The sequence below is a fragment of the Sphingobacterium siyangense genome, from assembly GCF_023277505.1.
In the GTDB taxonomy this organism is placed as follows: Bacteria; Bacteroidota; Bacteroidia; order Sphingobacteriales; family Sphingobacteriaceae; genus Sphingobacterium; species Sphingobacterium siyangense.
Genome location: NZ_CP080574.1, coordinates 3,087,714 through 3,112,451, shown reverse-complemented (window position 1 = coordinate 3,112,451; position 24,738 = coordinate 3,087,714). Strand labels below are relative to the sequence as shown.

Sequence of the window (24,738 nt, the reverse complement as noted above, 5' to 3'; positions counted from 1 at the left end):
TTATAAAGTTAAGACATAAATTTAACGATTTTCAAATATCCAATACATGATATACATACAAGATGTGCTTTAGCTCGGTTAGAAGTCAGTCGTCGATTATTGGGATAGTATTGAATAGGAGAAAATAGCGCGGGACTATCGCTAAAGCAAGATAGTCCCGAAAGCTATGTGATCCGAACTTGTTATTCAGACCTCGGACTTAGACTTACTATTCAGACCAAGGCGAATGAAGAATACAATCGCAAAAGTTCTTTCGCTCAAAATTAGGGATCATAAAAGCGCACACATCTGCCTTTATATTGCCAAATGTGGTTTCTGTCTCATGCTCAAAACCTTCAAAAAAAGTCGGGATAATTTTCTTTTTAAAATTATCCCTTGGAAAGGCTTGAACAATCTCTTCTCTATTTTTGGCACTTAAATGCGCATAGCCCTCACCCATCACATCAAGCCCAACGCCCGAGTACATCAGGGCAACTTCATTTTCTTTGTGTTCAGCAATTCCTATGCTTGTATGGAGTGCTATGGTATCCCATACGAGCTGTAATTTCGTCGACTCTACACCATGGCTTTTTAGAAAGTCTCGGGCGGCATTAGCGCCATCCACTTCAAAACGAAGATCTGCACTGCTGTAATGCGATACTAAGCCCAAATCATGAAATACGGAAGCTACATACAACAATTCACTGTCGTAGACCAAATTTTTGCGTTTTGCATTCAAAGATGAAAATAGGAAGACACGCAACGAATGGTTGTAGATAAATTCAGTACCATGTTCCAATAGTAATGCTGTCGCTTGCGTTGCGATTTTACTGTCCGGAATAACAATGCCGGCCACTTTTTTTAGATGATTTACTGCCATAACTTTAAGATATTTAGGACAAAGTTATGATGGCAACAGCCCCATAGGAATAGCAATAAGTACGTTTGAAATGTCAAAATTTACCGTGTGCAACTTTCAATCTGCATCAACAAATTGATTACGGTAGTTCAGGGGAGACAGTTTTGTATTCTTTTTAAAAAAATGACTAAATTGTTCTGCCGAATTAAAATTAAGTGCATAGGCGATTTCTTTCACTGTTATCGCACTAAACTGCAGCAATCGTTTCGCTTCTGCTATGAGCTGCCCATTAATGATCTCCTTCGCCTTAATCCCGCTACATCGTTTACAAAGTTCGCTTAATCTTCGTGCTGAAATATGAAGCATTTTGGCATAATCCGACACGGCATGATATTGATCAAACTGTGCACTGAGCATTTCCATAAATTTGCGATACAAGATGTAATCCTGACTATCGAAAGTTGCTTCCGCGGTCAGTTTAACGTTCGCAAGTTTAATCATAATAATTTTCAAAAACGCCGCAAGAGCATCCATCTGATTGATATACTGGGGACCACAATATTCTGACAACAGTGCATTGAATAGAAATAACAGCTCCGCTACTTCGGTAGTATTAGGCTTCAGATATGGATTTGCACTGGTGTTATTGAACAATACAGCTTTACAGTTACTTGCGCTCGGAGGTGTCTTTTGCCAAAAACAATCTCCAAAGGAAATGGAAAAACCCATTACCGAAGTCTGATCTGAAAAAGCATAGATCTGTCCCTTGGATAAGAGAAAAATGCTATTGTCATGTAGCTCAAATACATTATTATCAATAGAAAGATAGCCGGCACCGGTTTCGACAAAAAAAATACGATTATAGGTCAGTCTATTAAATGTTTCATCATCGTTAAGGTGCTGATCTATCCGATTTATAGAAAAAGAATCATCTATTACAGGTTCAATTATAATCTTCTTAGCTGATTTCATACTGTAAAATCAATAAACCTTGACAATCGCTATTGCTCGCTATTTGAAAATATCCATATTCTCGTCATAGATAGGGCTCTTCATATCCAGAAATTTCAGTACACTATGAAATACATGATTTTGGGTCAAGGTTTTATTTGGTTTCAACTGTTTTGAATGATCAGACACCCAGACGATAAAAGGAATCTCGTATTGCTCTTTTGGTGCAATGCTCATCGGCAGTCCGTGCATATACAGGTTATTTTCACCCAGTGATTCTCCATGATCCGAGACGAACAACATGGCACTGTTATATTCCTTCAATTGTTTTAGATCCTCAATAAGATTATGCAAAATATAATCTGTATAAACAACCGTGTTATCATAAGCATTTATCAATTCTTCTTTAGAACAGTTCCCTAACTCAACACTATTGCAGACAGGCTTAAACTGTTCGAATTGAGCAGGATATTTCTTGCTATATGTTGGTCCATGGCTTGTACTTGTGTGGAGCACAACAAAAATCTTGTCTTTTTTACTGGATGATATCCGCTCCTTTAGACCTGTTAAAAGTACCTCATCGTAAGCACATCCTTCACCTTTACAGGTTGTAGCAAGTTGATCACTTGTTTCATATTCTTTAATATGTACAGGCGGCTCCCCCCAATTACTCGTTCGCCAGATCACATCGACATCATTTCTGTAAAGGTAATTTGGCAGGATTTCGTACAAATCATCCGTATTTTTATGTTCCAATATACATTTTACTCCAGCTGTCGTATAGGTAGAACAAGAAGTTGCGTCAAAATGATAAAGATTGGGTGTCTTGGAAAGCAGAGGATTTGTATTCTTCTGGTAGCCATACAACGAAAAATTATCCCTTCGAGCAGATTCACCTATAACAAGTACAACTACTGTCTTTTTGTGGTCAGTTATTGTCGCATCCGGCAATAGAATCTCTTTCTTATTTTTTTGATATTCATGAATATAAAAGCGCGAAATATTGACGGTATAAGACCAAGGCATGGCAAGTGCACCCAAAGTCTTCGAATTCTTATCGATCCACAACCAATTAGTCGCATTGGCAAATATTAAAATAACAATAAATAATAACGAAAGTGAGGAAGTGATAAAAAACTTTCTTGGTTTATCCTTTACTATTTTAGCTTTAATGATGAAGATACTAGGTATAATACCAAGAAACACGAGATAGACGATCAGTTTCAGGGAAAAGAAACCGCTGGACTCTGAATATCGGGTATTCAAGATATTACCGATCATTGTTTCATCCAAAATAACGCTGTATGTGTTAACAAAATAAACGGCGACTGAATTGATCAGAAAGAACAAAACAAGTATGGATTTCCCAAAGCGACGGGACGCCGAAAAAAATAGATAAAGTACAAAAGCATTCATCACCAGCATCAGAACCATTAAGCTACCGATCAGAACAATACCCCCAAAACTCCTGTAATCAACATTATTAAAAACAAAAGTATAAAATGGAAAATGGAAGAATATAAAATTCAACACACTCATGAAAAGGACAAAATGAACTAATTTTAAGCTATTTTTTAGCATAAACGGTAATGATTTTATAAAGTGTACTAATTAAGCAGATAAATGTAAAATAAAATATTAGCAAATTATCATTAATTATTCTATTGATCAATACAATACTGAAAACGAGGAACAATAATATGAAAATTGGATAATATCGTTTGTTGTTGATCCAGTTCCATATTTTAAATTCCCTGCTAAAAAAAATTCCGAACAGCCCCGAAAGATATCCTATAATACAGCCACTGAGCACGTCCAAAGGATAGTGTGCCCCCAATGCGACGCGAGATAAAGCAAGCATTAACCCAATAAATGTTAAACCTAAAAACCACATTATTTTATAACTTAATCGTTGCGGCATAAAAGCATACATGATAACAGTCAACGTTGTAAATATCGTGATGGAATGGCCAGAAGGCAAGCTATTGTTCCCAAGAAGCATCTTACCGGTAATCAAAAAACTAGTATGATTAAATACTGCTGCGGGTCGTGGCACAGCAAATAGTACTTTTAAAAGGATCGAAAAGAAAGCAGAAATTAGAGATGATGATATTAACGCCTCCCATAATTTAGGACCATAGCGCAGAAAGACACTCAAAAGCGAGAGACTGATTAAACAATCTCCAAACTGTGTAAAATTGGACTCAAGATTTGGATATTGCCCCAGATAAGCATTTATCGCGAAAAAGCTACTCTTCTGAATGACGGTATAGCCATATACATTCAATGCATGATTAAAATATAGAAATAGAATGAGCAGAGCTAACAGGATTGTAGGTAGAAAGAACAACGATTTTCTAAGCCTAGCATAATTATGGATTATCGTCGAATTAATATTCATCTCGCACGCGTCTTTTTAAACGCGTAAAGAACGGAACGAATTCTGTAGAAATTTAGAATTTACAAATGCAGCGTAGGTTTTCTTATTCCGTGCCCATTATTGATTCACTTGCCCCTCAAAAAAGCTTTATCATAAAAGAAAACCGATATTCAACGTATTTTGCTTCATCTCAGAGCACAAGGCTGAAGTTCGGTTTCCTTATCTTACAGTTTTCCCAGCAGCTGTGAAAAAGCGCTGATGACCAAAGTTGGCTCCTCAAGCATAATATTATGACCAGATGCGGTTGTCGTCAGGTGAACGAAGTCGCTTACACTCTCATTTATGCATAGGTTAAAACTTGTCTTGCTGAATCTGTTCGATTCCTTGCTCGTAAGAAGTAACCTCAAATTCAGGAAATCTATTTCTAAACTTTGAATCATCAAATAGATTATTGTGTTCGTATCGTGTAAGAAGTTCCAAAAGCTCCTTTAACCGTTTATTGAACAAAGCTCCTATTTTAAAGATAAATTTGGGAACAACAGTATATTTGAACTCCTTACCGTAAATGTCTGCTGCCATTCTGATAAATTCCCGGTATGTGGGATGCCCTTTATCCACGGGCAAATGCCAGGTCTGTCCATAGGTATCGAGTGTATTTCCGATAAGTGCAGTTGCTCGACTTGCGTCGGGAGTCCAAATCAGACTTCGTTTCTTATCAACACGTAAAGGCACTTTCAGTTTTTTATCCGCTTTGATATTATCAAAAATTAGGGTATTGGTAATGCTTTGTGTTTTGCCAGGACCATAAAATTCAGGTGCTCGACAAATAACGGCTTCAAGCTGGCCCGATGCTATCTCAGCAAGTACCATTTCTGCCATGTTCCGCCTCACTTTCCCCTTTCTTCCGACAGGAGCAAAGGTACTTTCCTCCGTCAAAACACGATCGTCTTGAGGATACATATATGTATTATCAAAAAAAACAAGCTTAGTACCGTTGATCTTGCAGGCATCAATCACATGACGAAGAATAGCTGGAAACTGTTCCTCCCATAGATCCGAACTTATAGGAAGCCCTAAAGTGAAATAGGCAATATTACTCCCCTTCACCGCCTCGAATGCCTGTTCACGGATCGATAGATCCGCGGAAAAAACTTCGTCAGTATCATTTACTTTTTTTGCGTTTCGACTGACTATGCGTATAGCAGAAGTAAAATTTCGCTTTAGCTCGCGCGCCAGTTCTTCTCCAATTTGTCCATTGGCACCCAATATCGTCTGCATAATATTCCTTTTTCTATGTTATGACCACCTGATACCAATATATTGATATTTGTTCAATTTACCGCACCGTTGCGGTTCAATACCGAATAACTCCCGACCTCAACTTTGCTCAGCGCCCTTGACCTATGTTATTACGGATGTTGCCATGGACTGCGATACGGTCTTTGCAGTAATTGAGTTGCTTCAGGATCATCGACACATATTTTTTGTATTGGATCATAAATCAAGGGGCGATTCAACTGCATCGACAAGTTCGCCAGAATGCAGCTCGCGGTGGATATATAGCCCTCTTCAATATCCGCTACAGGAAGATGATTATTTTCAATTGCCGATAAAAGGTCAAGCATATGTTGTCTGGTTGCAGGCGCTGTATGCAACTCGATTCGGTGCTCCGTCAAATCTTTGGGGAACTTCTCTTTTTCTAAGATAACATCCTGTCGAATGGGCTTGCCTTCTCCGATTGGAATAAATTCATATTTCATCACACTTCCCTTTAAGGTACCCTTGTCACCATATATCACAAATGCCCAGGGGTATTCAGGGTCTGCTGCTGCCCCCCATGTCCTATGCTGCCAGACACAATTAAGATCTTCGTATTCAAATAAGGCTGTCTGCGTATCCGCGATCGTCGATTTCCCTCCTTTTTGCACATAAATGCCACCTTTCGCATGCACGCTTTTGGGCCATTTAAGCTGCAGAAGCCAACGCACAGTATCAAACATATGCATTCCCATATCCCCGGTTATTCCATTCCCATAGGCCATAAAAGTTCGCCACCAGCCACCATGAGGCAAACCATCATAAGCCCGCAAAGGTGCTGGTCCGGTCCAAAGTTCATAATCCAGGAAATCTGGAACCGCCTCGATCGGTGGATTGCCATTCTTTCGCATATGATAATAGCAGCACATTTCCACATGCGAAATCTTACCAAGTAAGCCACTATCGATCACTCGCTTCTTGGCGTCAATGAGATGGGCTGTACTTCTCCGTTGTGTTCCCACTTGAACTTTCCGATTATATTTTCTTGCCGCACGCCATATAGCATCCCCCTCAAGCACATCAACACTGATCGGTTTCTGCAAATAGAGGTGAGCACCCGAACGCATCGCATCAATTGCCTGTCTGGCGTGCCAGTGATCTGGTGTTCCAATGAGAATGAGATCGAATTTATGACTGGCGAGCATTTCCCTATAATCTTTATACAGTTTTGGAACTTTTTTTGAAATCTGACGCTCACTAACCAGCCGCCCAGCTTCCTGCAGCTGATTGTCGTCGACGTCGCATATGGCGATGACATCGACATCCCGAACCTGAATTAAACGGAATAAATCACTTTTCCCATACCAACCTGCACCAATCAGTCCGACCCGAAAATTTTTAATCGCATCACGAAATGAAAGCCCCTTAACTTCTAAGGCTGATAAAGTTAAAACTGCCCCCGCTCCTTGAATAAATTTTCTCCGTTTTAGATTGACCATAGCCATAATTCATTGGTTTATTGCCTAATATAAGAAAAAACGAACGATAAATCAACCTGTTTTAAGCAGCAAAATACGTGACAAGCAAAAGAACCTACCTACAGGAACAAGACCTGCACTTTAAGATCAACAAGTAGCACATCATTTTTTTCATTTAAGCTAAAATAGCGTAAATTCATATCGAGCTAAACAATTAAGACATGAAAAGAGAAATGGTATTTTTGAAAGTAATATTATTTTACTTTGCTTCCCTCGTGGTGTTTGCTTTCGCTGCGGGCATAACCAAACAAACAATGTTCCCCGATTTATTTTCACTCAGCCTCGCGACATTCCTCAGCTTGGGTTTAGTTTACCTGTTCAAAGCTTGGGATAAAATTAGTTTTTCTCAAATCGGGTTAGGATTTAACAAAAGGAGTGTGCTCAATTTTAGCGCTGGCTTATGCTTAGGTATTGTTATGGTCGGCCTTATGGTTATAATACTGACAAATTTTGCCGAAGTATCTTTTAAGAAACAGGCATTTATCGACACTAAATTTTTGGCAATACATATTCTTCTTTACTTTTTCGTCGCCTGTCGGGAAGAGCTGGTTTTTAGAACCTATTTCTTATGGCGCCTGAAAGATAAACTCGGCACTGCTGTAGCCTTTTCGATTATGGTACTTGTTTTTATTTTAGAACATTTATTTACCGGTTTTACACTAAAGGCGGCAGTACTGGGTTCAGGACTTGGAGCTGTACTTTTTGGTCTTGCTGCGCTAAGAACCCGCAATATTGCACTATCTATAGGACTGCACTTCGGATGGAACCTAACCCATTGGGCTTTGGGGTTTAAAAATAGCACAGGGTTATGGGTAGAAAATGTTTCAAAGGGCAGTGAACATCAGTCTGAAAACATCGCGTTTATTGCCTATACGATCGTAATGCTTTTAGGTATTCTGATCGTCTATATGCTATCAAAAAAACATCGTTTCAAGGGAACAATATGAGCCAGATCCGTTAATCCCAAAATCGATGCGCAAGGTATCAGCACAAGCTTTTTCAAGCATACAATCCCTTTTTCATATCGACTATCCTGTAGACACGAAGCTACAACAATCAGACTCACTGCAAGTTCTAAAAATAAAGGCACGGCTTTTGTAAACTACTAAGTAAAAAAAAGTATTATGAGAAGAACGCCTTACACCACATCTGTTATTATATTGCTCGTCCTATGTGTGATTGTACTAATGACCACATGTTCAAAAATTGCCTAAATTACATCCAGCTTGGTCAAAATTGTAAAACCAGTCATGAATGTAATGACGAGTTCATCATTGAAAATAGAGTCTAAAAAAATAGATTCTTAGGCCTTCCTCATGCTTTCATCAAGCAGATAAATTTCACTTTATTGATCAGGAAAGAACACAATCCGAACAGATTGTGCTAAACTTCGTTATTCCCACACGTATAATTACAAAAAAGCCCTAGAGCGGGGAACTCTAGGGTCTTAGCCATATATTAACCTATTTTATGAAAAGTATTTGTATCAATAACGTCTTAGTTTTCTATTTATTTTGTACGACATAGAAATTTTTTAAATTTTCTTTTTTCGCACAAAGATTCGATTCAATCATTTACCCTATAGCGGTTGGGCTAAACCAATCAATAATCCCTCTACTCCTCTTAGATAACAAAGGCGATAAGCATTTTCGTATTGTACCACCTCCCCTACGAGGACAGCGCCGTGAATGCCAATTAGCCTCCGCAGTACATCATCTAGATCTTCAACGGTAAACATTGCCCGCAAATAGCCCAAGGCATTGACCGGAGCATTTCTATGATCTGCAATTATCGCAGGATCAATAAATCTTGAAAGTTCCAATCGGCTATGTCCATCTGGTGTCACCATCATGGCGATCTCGACATGCTGCGCACCGAGACCAGTCACTCTACCTGCCCATTCACCTTCAATCTGCGCTCGCCCTTCCAGATATAAACCAAGTTCTGAAAAAAAGGAAATCGCGTTGTCCAATGACTCCACCACGATACCCATATTATCCATTCGAAGTAACTTACTCTTTTCCATAATACATTATTTATAAGGAGTTATAATCCCTATTAAAGATACAAAGGAAAATTTTAAAGCTACCATCGCGCCCAGTCTTTAGAATTTATAACTCAGGCCCGCTTTTACCATAAAAGGTGTTCCAGGTGTAAAATGCAATTCAGAAACAGACTGCTGTTCTTTTCTTAATCGAGTTTCGGTCTCAAACTGCGCTTCATTCCACTTGGTGTCAAATAAGTTTTGGACCTGCATCAAAAAATTCCATTTTCCCAGGCCATAGTTTAGCAGGAGGTCATTGACAAAATAACCTTTAGCACGTACCGAATTATCTTCTATCGCTGGTTTTGTATTCATATAACGATAGCGCAAATTGGCCGAAATGCCAAGCGGTAACTTCACATTTAAAAAATTACCATCCCAGAAATAACATCCCCCCACCGCAAATTGACAGGACAGCGCCACTAATGGCGTGTACATATCGATCAAGTTTTTCGGTATTGAGCAAGTTATAACCATAAATTCCCAACAAGACCATTCCGACCATGGTTACCACTGTCGTGATGGTAAAAGTGCTAATCAGGGTAATCACCTCCGTCATTGAGCGGTGTGCACCTGAAAAGAATAAAAGTGGAATCAATGGTTCCGATGGTCCCATGACGAAAATTGCAAATAATACCAAAGGCGTTACCTTCGTTTTTTGATGATGGTGATGATGCCCTGATGAGCTTTTCCCATGGGTATGTTCATGCACATAAACTTCATCGCCCATCACATCAAAATGCTTATGGGAATGCTTCTTAGACATTTTCCAAATCCCGTAAATCAAATATCCAAGTCCAAAAATAAATAGTGCCCAACTCGAAACATTGCCACGCACGTCCTGTAACCAGCTGATTTTATTGAGCTGCCATCCAAGATAAACGCCAATAACCCCCAGGATGACCGAACTGAAAACATGCCCAAGTCCACATATAATTGTCCATAATATAGTTTTCCCAAACGACCATTTTTTCGATTTGGACAATACAATAAAGGGCAGATAATGGTCAGGGCCCGATGCAGTATGAAAAAAACTGATCGTAATAGCTGTAATAGCTAATGCATAAAGTGTTGTGTTCATATAAATGATTTAATAGCAAAGCAGATGATTAAGCCGCTTTCTTCAAGCAACGATTTGTTACATAGGTTATATAGCCGTGTTTCGACTCAACCAATGATATTCACGAAAAGAAAAAGGGGATTAACCGAAAATTTTAAAGGAATGGTATAGGATACACTTGTCTGGTAGTCTGTTAGACAAATATTTATTTTGGAGTTCATAAAAACTATGCCACGACTTCTTATCCGTAAATAGCAAGAAAATAGGCAGAATCAGTCCCAAAGCACAGAGCCGAACGGCATATGCTAAATGTTGATCATAACTCAATTCGAATGAGCATTCATCGATCGACCCGACAAAAAAATCGAAATGGGATTGTGATGAAGCTATTGACGGTTTTGACGCGTTTTTATAGGCAGCATGTGAAAAGACATCCTTGTTTATTTTACCTGTAATAAACATACAGAAAAAAACAATGGGCAATAACATTAAAAGATGTCTTATATACCTATACATAGCATGTCACATCCTTATGGGATTGATAGATCAAATTTATTATAAGTTTGATCTTATGGAGTAGCACAAATCTTGAATTTTATAGCCTTTTTATAACCTAGCAAAAAAAACAGGCAGCTAAATAAACAAGACAAAAACTTCATTTGAACAAAAAAAAAGGCAATATAAGATAAAAAACAAGATTTATATGTATAAATCAACAGACTTAAATTAGCACAAATCACGTTTTTTATATTCCAACCTATTCTTCATTTATTTTGTAGCTATCGGCCATAAACAAGAATAGTCCAGACTATTTATAGCGAAAGCATGTATAGCAGTACATGAATCCAATAACATCACAGGAAAGACTAGCCATCCCGCTTACCCTTTAAATCCATTAGGCTATCCCCTGTATCTTAAGCTCCAGTTTCATCGGAATAAACACACGATCATCAGAAAATTAAGCCGCAGAAATGACCTAAATTTTCTGATGATCATACTTAAGCGGATGCAAGATTTAAAGTATAATTTTAAAGGTTTGTCTGTGGCCAACAGTAAAATACTCAGTATGCACATAAGCAATGAGTTGTAGAAATGATGGTACTCCTGATGTGCCATAGGCGGCAGATGGAAAATCAACATGCTTTCCTATCTGCTAAATGAAGGTAAACTCCGCTATAGTGAGTTGCGGAAAAAGCTCGTAGGCATATCAGAGCGTATGCTGATTGCTAAATTAAAGGAACTTGAGCAGGACAACCTGATCACTAGAATAGTATATCAGCAAGTCCCGCCAAAGGTAGAATATGAATTAACTGTGCTTGGCCGTTCGCTCGAGGAAATATTAACACTAAGGGATAAATGGGGAGAAGATAATCTCCCCGAATCAATGCTTTGATAGTGCATAGAGTGCAAATGTGCCTAACCAATGTGACCCCATATAGTCATCCTTGGTGGTAATATTGGGCAAAGAGTACTTTAAATGTTTATTCGCCAACTTATGCAAGTAACTTAACTCAGGCAGCGCTTTTGCGATACCATTTAAACAGTTTGCACGACTAAAATTAAGTCCATCCAGATGGACCAAATGTCCGTCTGTTCGATCTTTTACGATACCTGGTTCTAAATTGAAATCGGGATTAAACAGATCTGGCATAAAATCCTTTAACCATTTACGGTAATCCTCCTGTTGCAGCACCAAACTCATACAAAGGGCTTCTTCAAGACAAGGGGAAAGAAAGTCGCTTCCACTTGGCTCAAAAGCAATATTGCAGCTCTTATCCTGACTATATAAACGGGAGGCATTCGTCATTAATGATTTTTCAAACGTCACATTTCCCGTACTTCTTGCATAGTCCAGGGACAGAGAAAGGCCAAATGCCGAATTATCATGATACCCTGTTCTAATCGGATAAACTAATTTGGGCAGATATTCTTGATAAGATTTTACAACGTGTTTCACCAACGGTTCAAGATTCGACGCCCAGCGTTTTGCATCTGTGTCTTCCCAAGTTAATAACTCTTTCTGCAGCTGCAACAACCAGGCCCAGCCATACGTGCGCTCAAAGTTCTTATTGTTCTTATCTTGAAAGAAATCTAATTCAACGGCCACATTTTCCGCCGTAATATTTCGGTTCAATTGGCGCCGAATTTCACCCGAACTGTCCAAATTTGGAAATTCCTTCAAAATATGTACAATTGACCAATATCCATGTACAGAAGAATGCCAGTCAAAACAACCGTAAAAAATTGGATGCAATGTGCGCGGTGCTTTTAGATCACTATCACTACCGAGTACCTGCCCTAACTTATTGGGATATTCCACGTCGATGCAATGCAATGGCAAACTGAGCAAATGCCTGGCTTGGACACTATCCAAGGTCAAAGGCTGATCATTTGAACTCGTATTTACGTTGATTTCCGAATTATTTTGACATGCAGCAAAAGCAACGGATAGGCAAAGAATCCCTATTATTTTTTTCATAAACCTCTATTTTATATATCACTATACAACACTTAATAAAGTAATTGTTCTACCAAATTGGGAACAGCTATTGTCGCCGACTCCTCAAAACACTGTATATTACGTAAAGCCCTGTCACTAGGTATTTTTTTGTCAATTATAAACGTTTGACAGTGACTAGGCGCAAATTCTTTAAGTCCTGCAGCAGGATAAACCTGTAGGGAGGTTCCAATAATAATCAAAATATCGGCATTCGAAACCAAGCTTATGGCCTCCTCAATGGCTGGTACAGCTTCTCCAAACCAGACTATATTTGGCCTCAGCTGACTACCTTTCTCGCAAAGATCGCCCATCTTGATCTCATCACCGACAATGGGATACACCAAGCGATCATCGATAGACGACTTGGCCTGATCCAAGCGGCCATGCAAATGAACAATATGAGATGATCCCGCCTGTTCATGTAGCAGATCTACATTCTGCGTTACAATACTCACCTGGTACGCTGATTCCAATCTTGCCAGCGCATAATGAGCTGCATTTGCCTGTGCCACCAAAGCGGCTTTCCGTCTCAGATTATAAAACTCCTGGACTAAGGCTGGGTTTTTGTGCCAACCTTCAATTGAAGCAACTTCCATGACGTCATGTCCCTCCCACAATCCATTGGCATCCCTAAATGTAGGTATACCGCTTTCAGCAGAAATACCGGCCCCCGTCAATACAACAATATTTTTCTTTTTCATCTTAAGTCTGTTTGTTACTCCATACTATAGTTAAGATTGACTTTCTATATGACTTTCATCATGTCTGTAGATCTGGATCATTCATTTATCAACAAGGATGCATAGTTATCCGGCAGCTCAAGTCGGATAGAATCTTTACTCAAGGCAGCCTTTCGGTTCATATCATCAAAAGAACGTTGGTAATACACAAAAGCGCTATTTGGAATATGCAGTTCACTGGCTTTCTGCACATTAAACTCATAACGATTATTTTTCAGTCTGACATGCTGATAAATTCGGTAAGTAACAACTTGAATCTGCACTTTATCAAATTTTGGAATGACCTTTAAATCTGCTGGTTCATGAAAGTATTTATCATTGAAATACATAAATTCATTCGACTCTGCTAATGTAGTAATATCTAACTTACCATCGACAACTTCATTCACTAACGAATCTGCCCGCAACCGCTCAGATTTACTTCCGTCACCGGAAGAACAACAAATACATAGAAAAACAATAATTGGGATCAAAACAGTTTTGATTAGATTCATAGGTCTAAGTTATAATAAAAAATACTTCCTTGCCACAATTCAGGAGAAAATGCATCGCATACCCCCGAAATTGATCAGAATGGTTTATATCCTACGTAAAAAAGCCCGGGATATGTTGTTATCCTAGGCTTCTTTTCAATGCTAAGCACTATCCAACCTCTTAAAGGTTATTTTCGATAGCACCCACTTTCTCGCGATATAGTTGTATTGGCGCATCCAACAACACAGCGATAACGGTCATATTTTTATCCAAGCGCTCCGCTGGTGCCTGAATGTAGATAATACCAGGTATGCTACTCCAATAAAGCTTATTGAAAACCTCATGGTTTATCATGGAACCGTCACCGACTACCCGGATCCTAGCGACTCCATTTTTGACACCTTTTAATGCAATTGGGCCTGTAGGTTTTCCTTCAACAAACAAATACAAGGTCTGGCGATCTTTGGAAAGTGCACTTAATCCTTCATAATGTCCTTCAGGCAAGCCTTTTCCAGTCTCATAAAGTGCTTCGGCATGGTCCTTAATCCACTTTAATACCGTCGGGTTAGTCGCGTTACTACTCGGCAATTTCGTATCTAAGCCATCCACGGTTAATCCGGAATTATCAAAAATATTTTTTCCTGCATGCAGTGTTGAAGCGATCTGACCTAAAGCACGATCTGTCAACTTATTATCCAACACAGATTTCAACGTAACTTCAGTCTCCCGAGGTGCAGTCCAACGAAGCGCTTCCGCAAAGTTCAGTGCAATCACGGTGACATCCTGATCAAAGTTTACTTTCGTCAAGTCTACTCGAACGGTTTCATTTTCAGATTTAACACTTACTTTCGCGGATGCATCACCAACAACTGAAATGCCTTTAATGGCCGAATGATTGACTAAACCTTTGAGTTGCAATTCGGGTTTCTGTTCATACACATACAGATAAAGTGTTTTTCCGTCTTTTGATAAAGCAGATTTCCCACCGTAATTTGCAAAAGGAATACCGGCTCTTGTACCATAGATCGCAGCCGCATGCTTATGCGTCCATCGCCCCAGCTGTTTCAAAATATTTAATTGCTCCTCAGGGATCGTACCGTCTGCTTTTGGACCAATATCCAATAATAAGTTTCCACCCATGGAAATACAATCGACCAACGTTCGGATGATCATATTGGGTGATTTGTACTTTTTATCAAAGGGTTGGTAGCCCCAAGAATCATTCATGGTGTAACAGAGCTCCCAAAATTTAGCATCGGGGCGCGTGACCGGAATCCCCTGCTCAGGTGTATCATAATCTCCATGATGATTCAATCGCGAGTTTATAATAATATTCGGATTATATTTCCGCAAAAGATTTGAGGTCTCTTTCGCTTTCCACTCTTCGGCACTATGCTCCCAATCCCCATCAAACCAAAGTAATTCGGGCTTATACTGTTCGGATAGCTCGGTCAATTGCTTTTGGTAATATTTCACATAATTATCCCAACGTGTAGGCTCACCTTTCAATTCATAACGCTTTCTATTGCGCGTAAAAACATCATAATATGGGTGGCTCCAATCGGGCAACGAATAATAAAGTCCAGTGTGCAAGCCCTCTTCTTGTATTGCTTTCACAAACGGTGTGATTACATCCTGTTTTGCAGCCGCATCTTGTAATGTAGTGATCGCTTTATCAGCCTTCGTATTCCACATTGAGATTCCGTCATGGTGTTTTGTCGTAATCACGCTGTATTTCGCACCAGCTTCTTTAATCAATTTAGCCCATTCCTTCGGTTTGTAATCCTTTGCGGTAAACCCATTAAGTTGTTTGATATAATTGTCGTGGTTAATATAATTATTGAAGAATGACCAAGATTCCGAGATTCCATCTACAGAATAAATACCCCAGTGAATAAAAATACCCAATTTGGCATCTTCAAACCAATCCATTTTTTGCGTTGATACATTGTTCTGAGCTGAAACGTTTAAGCACGCAGACGCCAAAAGAACAAAAAGAGAAATCTTTCGAAACTTCATAAAGCTATTTTATCGATTACATAACGAGTTTAAGCCGGCAAAATACATATAAATCAGCAAAATTCAATTGTGTAAGGGATATATTACGTATGCATCACATGAATAGCGCTAATTTCTTCCGAACAGGGCAAGTCTAATGCCTTAATCCGTGACAACTAAAGTAAATAACGATGTATAAATAATAAATACGAGGATAATCAAGGTTTTGGCTTATCCCTTATTTAATTGATGTTTATTGGTATTGGATATAAACGCAAATTTATCTAAGTTTGGAGGGTATGATCGAATTATATACAGATGGGGCTTCAAGTGGAAATCCGGGCCCTGGAGGTTACGGAACCATCTTAAGAACTATTTATACAGGCGATAATGAAGCCTTTAAAGGCAAACTTATCGAAAAAGAGTTTTCGGGCGGTTACCGCAAAACAACGAACAACAGGATGGAATTGATGGCTGTGATCATTGGTCTCGAGGCGCTGAAAAACCTGCAGCAACAAGTTACCGTATATTCTGATTCCAAATATGTCATTGATGCCATTGATAAGAAATGGGTATATGGCTGGATACAAAAAGGTTTTGCCGGAAAGAAGAATAAAGATCTTTGGTTACGTCTAATGAGTGCCTATAAACTGCATAATGTGCGTCTTGTGTGGGTAAAGGGCCACGCTGGGCATCCGTTAAATGAGCGCTGTGATCGCTTAGCTGTAGCGGCCTCCAAAGATAAGGCAAATTGGAAAATCGACAGTGTTTTTGAGATTGAAGAAGGCAAATAGAAAAGGGAGCATTTTAATACATGCTCCCTTTTCTATTTAAAAGCGAAATGCCGGTGGAGCAATCTCTTGTACTTTACTTTCTCTAAAATCCTTCATGCTTTGGGGTTCTCTAGCCTCTAATTCAGCGAAATCCACAACACCATTATCCTTAGCCCAACGAAAATAGGCTGTAGATAAGCGAGAAACAACATCATGATGCAGTCCAGCAATATCTTTGCGTTCAGTAGGATCCTGTTCCAAATCATAGAGTTCCCATTTATAGGAAGGCCAGGTTGATACGAGCTTCCATTTCCCGATACGTGCAGCACGGTTGCCAGCCCGTTCCCAAAACAAGCCCTCTGCCCGCGACACAGTATCTTGACCTTGAAATAACACAGGGAGCAAGCTTTTCCCGGGCAATTTGTTCGACTTAATTCCTTTATAATCTTTCGGATATACAGCGCCAGCCAAGTCGTAGAAGGTAGGCGCCAGATCAATCACATGCCCGGTCCCCTGTCTGATGCCTTTCGCGACCTTACCCGGAAACCATGCTATAAATGGCGCGTTGATCCCTCCCTCATAGGTATAATCTTTAAATGCCTTGAAAGGTGTATTGGAAGCGTACGACCAATTTTTGCTCTGTGACTCAAACGAGCCCTCTGTTCCCACAGGCCCCGTATTCAACCGAGCGCCATGAAACCATCGCACCAAATCTTCCGCTGGAGCTCCATTGTCTGAGAGAAACACGATAAGCGTATTGTCCAATTGCCCGTTGTCTTTCAGCTTCTTCAGTAATTTACCTACAGTCTGATCCAGGCGGTCAACCATTGCTGCGAAGATTTCCATTTTCTTTGCCCACAGCTGTCGTTGATCGTATGATAATCTTGACCAATCGTAAATATCTTCATCAGGAATCGATGCTTCTGTCTTTATCGGCGTAAGTCCCAATTGTTTCTGCCGTTCAAAACGTTCTTGTCGAATAGCTTCCCATCCTTTATCATAACGGCCTTTGTACTTCGCAATATCTTGTGGCAAGGCCACCAATGGCCAATGTGGTGCGGTATGGGCCAGGTAGAGAAAAAAAGGCTTCTCTTGGGTTTTAATCTGATCTAAAAATCCTTCCGCTTCACGATTGATTACCTCTGTTGAAAACGACGATTCCAAAGGGTATCCTTCTGGGTCCGTTTGCGCTTTAAATGTCGGAGCTCCTGAATCTGCATTTTTTTCCTGTTTGGGGAATACCAGATCAAAGCCACGATCCCATGGTAGACTTTTTCCATTTCCCGAAACATGCCATTTGCCGGATGTTGCAGTAATATACCCATTAGACCGGAGCACTTCAGCAATAGTGAGGGATTCAGTATTGATATAGCCTTGATAGGCAGGAAGACCAAGATCGTTCGAAAAGTAACCGACACCAGCTTTATGCTGATATTGTCCTGTGATTAGAGAAGCCCGTGTAGGTGCGCAAATAGAATTGTTATAGAATTGCTTCAGCCGTAACCCTTCATTGGCCAAACGATCCAAATTAGGTGTCGAAATTTCTGATCCATATGCTCCCAAATCTGAATAGCCCAGGTCATCCGCCAAAATTAAGATGATATTGGGCTTCTTCTGCTGTGCATTGCCTATCCCCATCAAGACAAGCAAAGTAAATAATGTAAAAATTATCTTCTTCATATTACCTTCTTTTATTACTATCGAAACTGATTGTTTGTCTTTAGCCGATTGAAATCCACTACAGCATTCTCTTTAGCCCACTTCTCATAGCGTTTTTCAAGATCATTCACAATCTCTGGGTAGCGATCAGCCAAATTGTTGTTTTCCCCCCGATCTTCATCAATATTGTATAGTTCTGGTTTGTTTTCTTTCCTAAACAGGGAGACTAGTTTCCATTTTCCATATCGAACAGCACGATTTCCGGCCCGCTCCCAGAACAGCGGAACATTGCGATCGACCTGATTAAGGTCTGAACGAAGAACAGCTCTTAAGCTTAAGCCAGGGAGCGCATTTATTGTAGTATCTCCAATATGGGTTGGATAGTGAGCACCAGCAAAGTCATATAGTGTGGGAGCAATATCGATAAGATGCCCTACTCCCTTCTTAATAGCATTCGCCTTTACTTCCTTAGGATACCATACAATAAATGGGGCACCGATGCCTCCTTCATAAGGATTATCTTTATAGCTACGCAGTGGAGAATTACCGGTTTGGGACCAATTGCTATTTTGCACCTCATAAGATCCGGGCAAACCAACGGTTTCGGTATTCCTTGCGGTATAAATCCGGGCCCGATCGCCACCCTGAGCACCATTATCCGATAAGAAGATGATTAGTGTATTTTTGTCTTTTTTCAACTCTCTCAGTGTTTTCCTAATGCGTCCGACACTCTGGTCCATTCGATCAATCATACCAGCGAAAACCTGCTGCCGGCGCTGCCAATACTGCTTCTCATCGTAAGTCAATTTCTCCCAGGACTGTACAGCGGAATCCTTTTTCGCAATAGTCTGTTCTGAAGGGAAAACGCCAGTTCGTTGCGCATTTTCATAACGTTTGATGCGTAGACTATCCCATCCCTGACGATATACGCCATTGTATTTTTGTGTTTCTTCTTCTGGCGCCTGCAAAGGCCAGTGCGGAGCATTAAAAGCTAAATACAAGAAAAAGGGCTTTTTCTCGCTTTGCTGTTCTTTGAGAAAACCAATGGCCTGATCGGTAATCTCATCAGTCAAATAACGCCCCTTTGGGAGGTAGAACGGTTTGTTGTTCCGATATAAAGGAACCGTCGGACGTTCTGGACCGTTGATTTCATAAAAATTGGACGCGCCACCTACAAAATTAAAAGAACGTTCAAATCCACGTTGTGCTGGCCATTGATCGAAATCATCACCCACATGCCATTTGCCCGAAATAATGGTTGAATAACCAGCCTCTTTAAGAACTTCAGCTAAGGTCCTTGATTCACGATTTAAGAAGCCTTGATAAGCAGGAAGGCCTAAGTTAACATTAAAATACCCTACACCGGCACGATGCGCATACTGTCCTGTCAATAAGGATGCACGTGTAGGAGCGCAAATGGAATTATTATAAAATTCCTGAAACCTCGTTCCTTCTTTGGCTAAGGTGGCTAAATTCGGTGTATGAAAGTCTGTCCCTCCATAGGGTTCTATATCCGAAAACCCCAAATCATCCACCAAAATCAATACAATATTTGGACGGCTATCTTGTCCCCAGCTTGCCCCCGACAAACTGCACAGACACAGTATAAGATATAAAAGTTTCGTTTTCATTTACTTAAAATTTTATTCGTCAATTATTTATTTATCCAATCGGGATGCTGTGAAAGATTTGGATTGAGACTCAGTTCGCGTTGTGGCGTCGGAAAATGAATATGGCGGGCAGCAGCATTAGTCTTTCCAGCAGCTTTCAGCTTAGCAACATAATATACAGCCCCCCTTCGCGCCAGATCAAACCAGCGCTGATATTCGTAGACCAGCTCCTTTCTTCGTTCTTCAAAAACAGACTCTCTAAAAACGTCCTTCGTTTCCGAAGCTAAAACCTCTTGCACACCGGCTCGGCGACGCACCGCATTTAGTGCATTACGAGCGTCTAACGTTGGGCCATTCAACTCATTTTCGGCTTCCGCAAAAATTAACAGTACTTCCGCATAACGGATGATTGGTGTGTTTTTAGAAGACTGCCCTTGGTTCCCCACAACGGTTTCATCATAATATTTATTGAATTGCGGTTTAGCCAATGGATAATATTTGCCATCTGTAGGCGACAGCATCCCCGTGGTAAAGGTTACCGTCAGACGTTTATCATTTGCGGCAAAGCTCTTGTACAATCCGCCTTCTACGTGCAGTGCGTCGGCATAATCGCCATTGATCCCCGGAATATCCGCAGGTGCAGACCTACTCGCCAAAGAATTTCCTTGATAACCACTGTTTCCCTTAAATTGAGCCGAAAAGATATGTTCGCTACCATTTTTCTTATCAATATCAAAGACATCAGCAAATTCCGGGAAAAGCGCGTATCCCTCCTTATCAATAACTTCCCTGGCTAATAATTTTGCGTTGCTCCAATCGCTTCGCGTCAGATAGACTTTTGCCAATAAGCTTTTGGCGGCTCCCGAGCTTGCGCGGCCTTTATCTGCGTCACTGTAATTTTTGTAATTCGGGAGCGCCGATGCAGCCTTTAGGTCAGCGATAATCAACTCATATACGTCATTTTCTGGAGCTTTAGCTACATAAAGTTCCTGCGGAGACAAGGTCTCAACAGGACTTGTTACCAACGGTACGGCCCCAAACCAGCGTACCAAATTAAAATAATGCAAAGCTCTCAGAAATTTTGCTTCATTAATCAAGCGCAGCTGTATAGTAGGTTCAATTTGCCCCGAAGACATTGCACCAATCTTCGCAATATTAACATTCGAAGCATTGATCGCATCGTAACTCTGCTTCCAAAGCTGCTCCATCCGATCATTGGAGGCATCATGTGTCAGATTGCTAATCGCCCGGACATGTGCATTTCTGGCTCTTGGTCCTGCTTCATAATCATCTGTAGCCATCTCAACACCGATCTGGAATAGGCTGTTATACAATGATTGACCAGTTTCATATAATTTTCTATAGGTCCCAGTCACAGCCGCGATTGCTTGATCTTGATTAAGGTAAAACTGTTCTGACACCAAAGCACCTGCGGGATCTTCCGACAATTTCGAGCACGAAATTGTTGTTAGAAAGATCAAAAAGACAGTGGATAAAAGATGTATTTTTTTCATTTGAATAAATTGCTTGTCAATACGAATGGGCTTATCACAAAATCCCTCTTCAATACATTTACAGGTATATTAAAAAGTCAAAGAAATCCCTGCGGAAATAGATCTAGCTGCAGGATAAATTCCCGAATCGGTCCCTATCTGCACGTTACTTCCCGACGTCACCTCTGGGTCAAAACCTTTATATTTTGTCCATGTCAAAAGATTTTGTGCTGTTAAATAGAGATTAAGACTCTTGATACTGGCCCCTTCAAGCCATTCCTTTGGGAAGTTGTATCCAAAATGCAATGATTTAAGCCGGACAAAGGAACCGCTCTCTACAAATTGATTGGAAAATACCGGTGCCGGGTCTAATTTTGCCCGCGGATATAACTGACTTGGATTTGAAGGTGTCCAGCGCATCAATGCATCACTTGATGCGTTTTGCTGACCGGTAAACATCTCTAGATTCTGTCTATTGATATTAAGCAGATCATTACCAACTGTGCCCTGTATAAGAAACGACAGATCAAAACCTTTATAGGAAATACTATTGGTCAGCCCAAAAATAAAATCGGGCTGCGCATTACCGATAATCGTTCTATCATTTGCCGTGGTAAATTGACCATCACCATCGATATCTTTATATAGGCGATCTCCCGCTTTCGGTGTAGCATTTCCTGTAAACTTGCCCTTATTATTCTCTTCGCCCAATTGCAGAATGCCATCGGTTACCGTTCCATAAAATGTACCGATTGGCTCGCCCACTTTAATAATATAGTTTCCAGAAATATAGGAACGAGCACCTTCACCAATAGTCAACACTTTGTTGCGATTAAAGGAAAAGTTAAAGTCTGTATTCCAGCTGACTCTCCCCTGTAAATTCCGTGATTTTAAACTCAATTCCAATCCCCTATTCGATACGGAACCAAAATTCTGAAGAGAAGTGGCATACCCTGAAGTCCACGGTATTTCCACATTCAGCAAGAGATCTTTGGTTTTCTTATAATAGTAATCGGCTGTAAATTGAAGGCGATTGTTAAAGAGACTGATATCAAAGCCGCCATCGTATTGCAACGTACTCTCCCAGCCAAGATTTTTGTTGGGAATACGTTGTGGGGCAAAACCGGCGACAACATTGTTTCCAAAGAGATAATTCAAGCTATATAAGGTCGACAGCGACTGGTATTGCCCAATCTCCTGATTACCAGTGGTACCAAAACTTGTACGTATTTTAAAATCATTCACAGCGGGAAAAATCTTCTTAAAAAAAGATTCATTTGCAACACGCCACGATAATGCTACAGAGGGAAAATTACCCCATTTATTGTCCGCACCAAAGCGGGAACTGCCATCGCGGCGCAAACTTGCAGAAACATAATACTTATTTGCGTAGTTATAATTGATCCTCGCCAAATAAGAATGCAAGACCCAGGAATAACTGTCAGAAGATGGCCGAACGATAGTAGAGCCGCTCTGCAAACTGTTGAATAACAGTTCATCGGTTACAAAATTTTCAGCACCGGCATTAAAGATCTCATTTTTAGACTCCTGTTGGGTAAATCCTAACAAAGCATTAAAATTATGTTGACCAATTGAACCCGTATAGTTCAGGGTATTTTCATTTAACCAGGAAGTTCCGTCAAAATTTCCTAAGCTCGCTTTTCCTTTAGTACCAGCTCCCTCATAAATATAAGATGGCAAATAATATTTATCGTCTCTGCTATTTAAATCAACACCGACCAATACTTTTGCCTGTAAACCTTTTAAAATCCGATATTGAGCAAATGATGTCCCCAATATCCGAAGTCCATTAGAATTGTTAGTCGTTTCTTTTAAGGTTGCTATTGGATTGGCAAATATGTTTTCAAAAGGATTCCGTAACGTATACGCACCGTTGGCTTCATAGACGGTCGCTGTCGAAGGCATGATGAGTAAGGCATTGACAATACCCGTGGGAGCTATCTGCGCATTTGTTTTATTAACTGATAGATTTGCACCGACCTGTAATCGATCGAAAGGATTAGCATCAATATTTGATCGAAACCCTATACGCTTAAAATTTGTGTTAATAATAACACCATCTTGATCGAAATAATTTGCTCCCAGATAATATTGTATTTTTTCCGCTCCCCCAGACAGCGAAAGCTGCTGATTATAAACCTTACCGCTTTGAAAGGCCTCTTTTTGCCAATTAGTGCCATCACCTAATTGATCGATTTCAGCCTTTGTGCGGTATTGATAAGCCCCTAAGCCTGGATTTGCATCATACAATGCCTCATTTCTTAAAACTGCAAAATCATGGGCATTCAACACGTCTATTTGTTTAAGTACATTTTGTGCGCCAAAACTACCATCATAGCTTAATTGTACATGCCCTGCCCGACCTTTCTTCGTTGTTACCAGAATGACACCATTAGCTCCTCTGGACCCGTAAATAGCCGTCGCAGCCGCATCTTTAAGGACTTCAATGCTCTCAATATCCGTAGGACTGATACTGGCCAGAGGATTCACTGGCGTCCCGCTTCCTACCCCCGTACTTTCGGTTTGGTTATACACCGGAAATCCGTCAATGACATAAAGTGGTTCATTTCCTCCCTGGATGGATGCCCCCCCGCGAATTCGGATACTGACACCACCTCCTGGTTGTCCAGAGGTTTGCGTGACCTGCACTCCCGATATCCCACCTTTTAACGTTTGATCCAGTGATGAAACAGGCTGTTTTAGAAGCTTATCAGGCAATGTGGCTACCGAACCTGTCAGATCTCGACGTTTCTGCGTACCGTAGCCAACGACGACAACCTCATCGAGGTCCGCTGATGCAGGGGTCAACTCAATAACAGCTGGCGACGAATTGACAACCAATCGTTTTTTTTCGTAACCTAAGAAACTTAAAATTAAAGTAAAAGGAAGCTTCTGTCCAGTAACAAATTGAAAATTACCCTGATTGTCTGTCTGTACGCTATGGGTAACAGCCTCCAATTGTACGGTAACACCCTGAATGGGCTCCTTGGTTGTTGCATCAATAACCTTTCCAACTAAGGATGCATTAATAATGGGTTTTGGTTCTTGTGCTTGTACGATTCCGAATGCATACAAAAAAAGCACGACTAAGGTAGAATACCGCAGTACTCCAAATTTTTTCATTGTCTGTTCTATTTAATGTGAAAATGCAAACAAGTGCCAACGCCATTGGTACGCTTGTTATAAAAACTTTACTGCATGTTTATTGATATATAAACATGGATGAATTGTATGCTTTTCAGCACATGCACATTCGACAATTAAAAAGAAAGGAATTAAAAAGAAAGGTGGGATTTGAATTGTTCTTGCGAACTGTAAAGTGGTCGTTTTTCATACTTGTTCAAAATTTAGTACTATAGTTTAGTAATCGTTGCCAACGCCAATTGTTAACGACTACACAAA

General features: G+C 40.2%; 20 protein-coding genes. 3 read left to right on the top strand and 17 right to left on the bottom strand.

Features of this window, described 5'->3' with window-relative positions; genetic code table 11:
• Nucleotides 1–208 precede the first annotated feature (208 nt).
• From K2F45_RS12605 to K2F45_RS12580, 6 genes are all read right to left on the bottom strand, one after another.
• Nucleotides 209–859: an HD domain-containing protein gene (locus K2F45_RS12605; RefSeq protein ID WP_248933745.1), complete on the bottom strand. Its 651-nt coding sequence runs from the start codon at nucleotides 857–859 to the stop codon at nucleotides 209–211.
• A gap of 96 nt (nucleotides 860–955) precedes the next feature.
• The gene (locus K2F45_RS12600) at nucleotides 956–1,810 is read right to left on the bottom strand and encodes a helix-turn-helix domain-containing protein (protein ID WP_248933744.1); all 855 of its coding nucleotides are present in this window, start codon (nucleotides 1,808–1,810) and stop codon (nucleotides 956–958) included.
• Between the two features lie 39 nt (nucleotides 1,811–1,849).
• Nucleotides 1,850–3,370: a phosphoethanolamine--lipid A transferase EptA gene (eptA, locus tag K2F45_RS12595; protein ID WP_075992504.1), complete on the bottom strand. Its 1,521-nt coding sequence runs from the start codon at nucleotides 3,368–3,370 to the stop codon at nucleotides 1,850–1,852.
• Nucleotides 3,357–4,190 (bottom strand): phosphatase PAP2 family protein, encoded by an 834-nt coding sequence (locus K2F45_RS12590; protein ID WP_075992503.1) that lies wholly within the window; start codon nucleotides 4,188–4,190, stop codon nucleotides 3,357–3,359. Before K2F45_RS12590 ends, eptA begins: the two co-directional genes overlap by 14 nt.
• Nucleotides 4,191–4,520: 330 nt before the next feature.
• The gene (locus K2F45_RS12585) at nucleotides 4,521–5,447 is read right to left on the bottom strand and encodes an NAD-dependent epimerase/dehydratase family protein (protein WP_248933743.1); all 927 of its coding nucleotides are present in this window, start codon (nucleotides 5,445–5,447) and stop codon (nucleotides 4,521–4,523) included.
• Nucleotides 5,448–5,578: 131 nt separating this feature from the next.
• On the bottom strand, nucleotides 5,579–6,931 hold the full coding sequence (locus K2F45_RS12580; protein WP_075992501.1) for a Gfo/Idh/MocA family protein: 1,353 nt from the start codon (nucleotides 6,929–6,931) through the stop codon (nucleotides 5,579–5,581).
• A 194-nt stretch (nucleotides 6,932–7,125) separates the two neighbouring features.
• On the opposite strand from K2F45_RS12580, the gene K2F45_RS12575 reads away from it, so the two are divergent.
• On the top strand, nucleotides 7,126–7,911 hold the full coding sequence (locus tag K2F45_RS12575) for a CPBP family intramembrane glutamic endopeptidase (RefSeq protein WP_248933742.1): 786 nt from the start codon (nucleotides 7,126–7,128) through the stop codon (nucleotides 7,909–7,911).
• Between the two features lie 632 nt (nucleotides 7,912–8,543).
• On the opposite strand, the gene K2F45_RS12570 is transcribed toward K2F45_RS12575, so the two are convergent.
• The 3 genes from K2F45_RS12570 to K2F45_RS12560 all read right to left on the bottom strand — a co-directional run bounded on the left by K2F45_RS12570 (nucleotide 8,544) and on the right by K2F45_RS12560 (nucleotide 10,089).
• The gene (locus K2F45_RS12570; protein ID WP_248933741.1) at nucleotides 8,544–8,990 is read right to left on the bottom strand and encodes a VOC family protein; all 447 of its coding nucleotides are present in this window, start codon (nucleotides 8,988–8,990) and stop codon (nucleotides 8,544–8,546) included.
• A gap of 78 nt (nucleotides 8,991–9,068) precedes the next feature.
• Entirely contained in the window at nucleotides 9,069–9,368 is a 300-nt protein-coding gene (locus K2F45_RS12565; protein ID WP_216640355.1) for a TonB-dependent receptor, read from the bottom strand.
• A gap of 10 nt (nucleotides 9,369–9,378) precedes the next feature.
• Nucleotides 9,379–10,089 carry a hypothetical protein gene (locus K2F45_RS12560; protein WP_248933740.1) on the bottom strand — a complete coding sequence of 237 codons (711 nt, stop codon included), beginning with the start codon at nucleotides 10,087–10,089 and terminating at the stop codon, nucleotides 9,379–9,381.
• Nucleotides 10,090–11,182: 1,093 nt separating this feature from the next.
• Here K2F45_RS12560 and K2F45_RS12555 point away from each other — a divergent pair.
• Nucleotides 11,183–11,461, top strand: a complete 279-nt coding sequence (locus K2F45_RS12555; protein WP_276521469.1) for a winged helix-turn-helix transcriptional regulator — start codon at nucleotides 11,183–11,185, stop codon at nucleotides 11,459–11,461.
• Here the strand turns inward: K2F45_RS12555 and K2F45_RS12550 are convergent.
• From K2F45_RS12550 to K2F45_RS12535, 4 genes are all read right to left on the bottom strand, one after another.
• Nucleotides 11,450–12,547 carry a DUF2891 domain-containing protein gene (locus K2F45_RS12550; RefSeq protein WP_248933738.1) on the bottom strand — a complete coding sequence of 366 codons (1,098 nt, stop codon included), beginning with the start codon at nucleotides 12,545–12,547 and terminating at the stop codon, nucleotides 11,450–11,452. The genes K2F45_RS12555 and K2F45_RS12550 overlap by 12 nt on opposite strands.
• A gap of 32 nt (nucleotides 12,548–12,579) precedes the next feature.
• Nucleotides 12,580–13,269 (bottom strand): SIR2 family NAD-dependent protein deacylase, encoded by a 690-nt coding sequence (locus K2F45_RS12545; protein WP_248933737.1) that lies wholly within the window; start codon nucleotides 13,267–13,269, stop codon nucleotides 12,580–12,582.
• A gap of 77 nt (nucleotides 13,270–13,346) precedes the next feature.
• On the bottom strand, nucleotides 13,347–13,802 hold the full coding sequence (locus tag K2F45_RS12540; RefSeq protein ID WP_075992493.1) for a hypothetical protein: 456 nt from the start codon (nucleotides 13,800–13,802) through the stop codon (nucleotides 13,347–13,349).
• A gap of 160 nt (nucleotides 13,803–13,962) precedes the next feature.
• Nucleotides 13,963–15,801, bottom strand: coding sequence for an alpha-L-fucosidase (locus K2F45_RS12535; RefSeq protein WP_276521459.1), 1,839 nt, complete (start codon nucleotides 15,799–15,801; stop codon nucleotides 13,963–13,965).
• 278 nt (nucleotides 15,802–16,079) lie between these two features.
• On the opposite strand from K2F45_RS12535, the gene rnhA reads away from it, so the two are divergent.
• Nucleotides 16,080–16,574, top strand: coding sequence for a ribonuclease HI (gene rnhA, locus K2F45_RS12530; RefSeq protein ID WP_248933735.1), 495 nt, complete (start codon nucleotides 16,080–16,082; stop codon nucleotides 16,572–16,574).
• Nucleotides 16,575–16,610: 36 nt separating this feature from the next.
• Here rnhA and K2F45_RS12525 read toward each other — a convergent pair whose 3' ends face one another.
• The 4 genes from K2F45_RS12525 to K2F45_RS12510 all read right to left on the bottom strand — a co-directional run bounded on the left by K2F45_RS12525 (nucleotide 16,611) and on the right by K2F45_RS12510 (nucleotide 24,459).
• The gene (locus tag K2F45_RS12525; protein WP_075992490.1) at nucleotides 16,611–18,233 is read right to left on the bottom strand and encodes an arylsulfatase; all 1,623 of its coding nucleotides are present in this window, start codon (nucleotides 18,231–18,233) and stop codon (nucleotides 16,611–16,613) included.
• A gap of 17 nt (nucleotides 18,234–18,250) precedes the next feature.
• Nucleotides 18,251–19,843, bottom strand: coding sequence for an arylsulfatase (locus K2F45_RS12520; protein WP_075992489.1), 1,593 nt, complete (start codon nucleotides 19,841–19,843; stop codon nucleotides 18,251–18,253).
• A gap of 23 nt (nucleotides 19,844–19,866) precedes the next feature.
• Nucleotides 19,867–21,336, bottom strand: a complete 1,470-nt coding sequence (locus K2F45_RS12515) for a RagB/SusD family nutrient uptake outer membrane protein (protein WP_248933734.1) — start codon at nucleotides 21,334–21,336, stop codon at nucleotides 19,867–19,869.
• A 69-nt stretch (nucleotides 21,337–21,405) separates the two neighbouring features.
• Nucleotides 21,406–24,459 carry a SusC/RagA family TonB-linked outer membrane protein gene (locus K2F45_RS12510; RefSeq protein WP_075992487.1) on the bottom strand — a complete coding sequence of 1,018 codons (3,054 nt, stop codon included), beginning with the start codon at nucleotides 24,457–24,459 and terminating at the stop codon, nucleotides 21,406–21,408.
• Nucleotides 24,460–24,738: the final 279 nt, after the last annotated feature.

Bases quoted from the DNA above. Each gene is read 5' to 3' on its own strand.
- rnhA (WP_248933735.1), top strand. From the start codon at position 16,080: ATGATCGAATTATATACAGATGGGGCTTCAAGTGGAAATCCGGGCCCT.
- K2F45_RS12520 (WP_075992489.1), bottom strand. From the start codon at position 19,843: ATGAAAACGAAACTTTTATATCTTATACTGTGTCTGTGCAGTTTGTCG.
- K2F45_RS12570 (WP_248933741.1), bottom strand. From the start codon at position 8,990: ATGGAAAAGAGTAAGTTACTTCGAATGGATAATATGGGTATCGTGGTG.
- K2F45_RS12560 (WP_248933740.1), bottom strand. From the start codon at position 10,089: ATGAACACAACACTTTATGCATTAGCTATTACAGCTATTACGATCAGT.
- K2F45_RS12585 (WP_248933743.1), bottom strand. From the start codon at position 5,447: ATGCAGACGATATTGGGTGCCAATGGACAAATTGGAGAAGAACTGGCG.
- eptA (WP_075992504.1), bottom strand. From the start codon at position 3,370: ATGCTAAAAAATAGCTTAAAATTAGTTCATTTTGTCCTTTTCATGAGT.
- K2F45_RS12580 (WP_075992501.1), bottom strand. From the start codon at position 6,931: ATGGCTATGGTCAATCTAAAACGGAGAAAATTTATTCAAGGAGCGGGG.
- K2F45_RS12515 (WP_248933734.1), bottom strand. From the start codon at position 21,336: ATGAAAAAAATACATCTTTTATCCACTGTCTTTTTGATCTTTCTAACA.
- K2F45_RS12525 (WP_075992490.1), bottom strand. From the start codon at position 18,233: ATGAAGAAGATAATTTTTACATTATTTACTTTGCTTGTCTTGATGGGG.
- K2F45_RS12600 (WP_248933744.1), bottom strand. From the start codon at position 1,810: ATGAAATCAGCTAAGAAGATTATAATTGAACCTGTAATAGATGATTCT.
- K2F45_RS12575 (WP_248933742.1), top strand. From the start codon at position 7,126: ATGAAAAGAGAAATGGTATTTTTGAAAGTAATATTATTTTACTTTGCT.
- K2F45_RS12550 (WP_248933738.1), bottom strand. From the start codon at position 12,547: ATGAAAAAAATAATAGGGATTCTTTGCCTATCCGTTGCTTTTGCTGCA.
- K2F45_RS12535 (WP_276521459.1), bottom strand. From the start codon at position 15,801: ATGAAGTTTCGAAAGATTTCTCTTTTTGTTCTTTTGGCGTCTGCGTGC.
- K2F45_RS12605 (WP_248933745.1), bottom strand. From the start codon at position 859: ATGGCAGTAAATCATCTAAAAAAAGTGGCCGGCATTGTTATTCCGGAC.
- K2F45_RS12510 (WP_075992487.1), bottom strand. From the start codon at position 24,459: ATGAAAAAATTTGGAGTACTGCGGTATTCTACCTTAGTCGTGCTTTTT.
- K2F45_RS12540 (WP_075992493.1), bottom strand. From the start codon at position 13,802: ATGAATCTAATCAAAACTGTTTTGATCCCAATTATTGTTTTTCTATGT.
- K2F45_RS12590 (WP_075992503.1), bottom strand. From the start codon at position 4,190: ATGAATATTAATTCGACGATAATCCATAATTATGCTAGGCTTAGAAAA.
- K2F45_RS12545 (WP_248933737.1), bottom strand. From the start codon at position 13,269: ATGAAAAAGAAAAATATTGTTGTATTGACGGGGGCCGGTATTTCTGCT.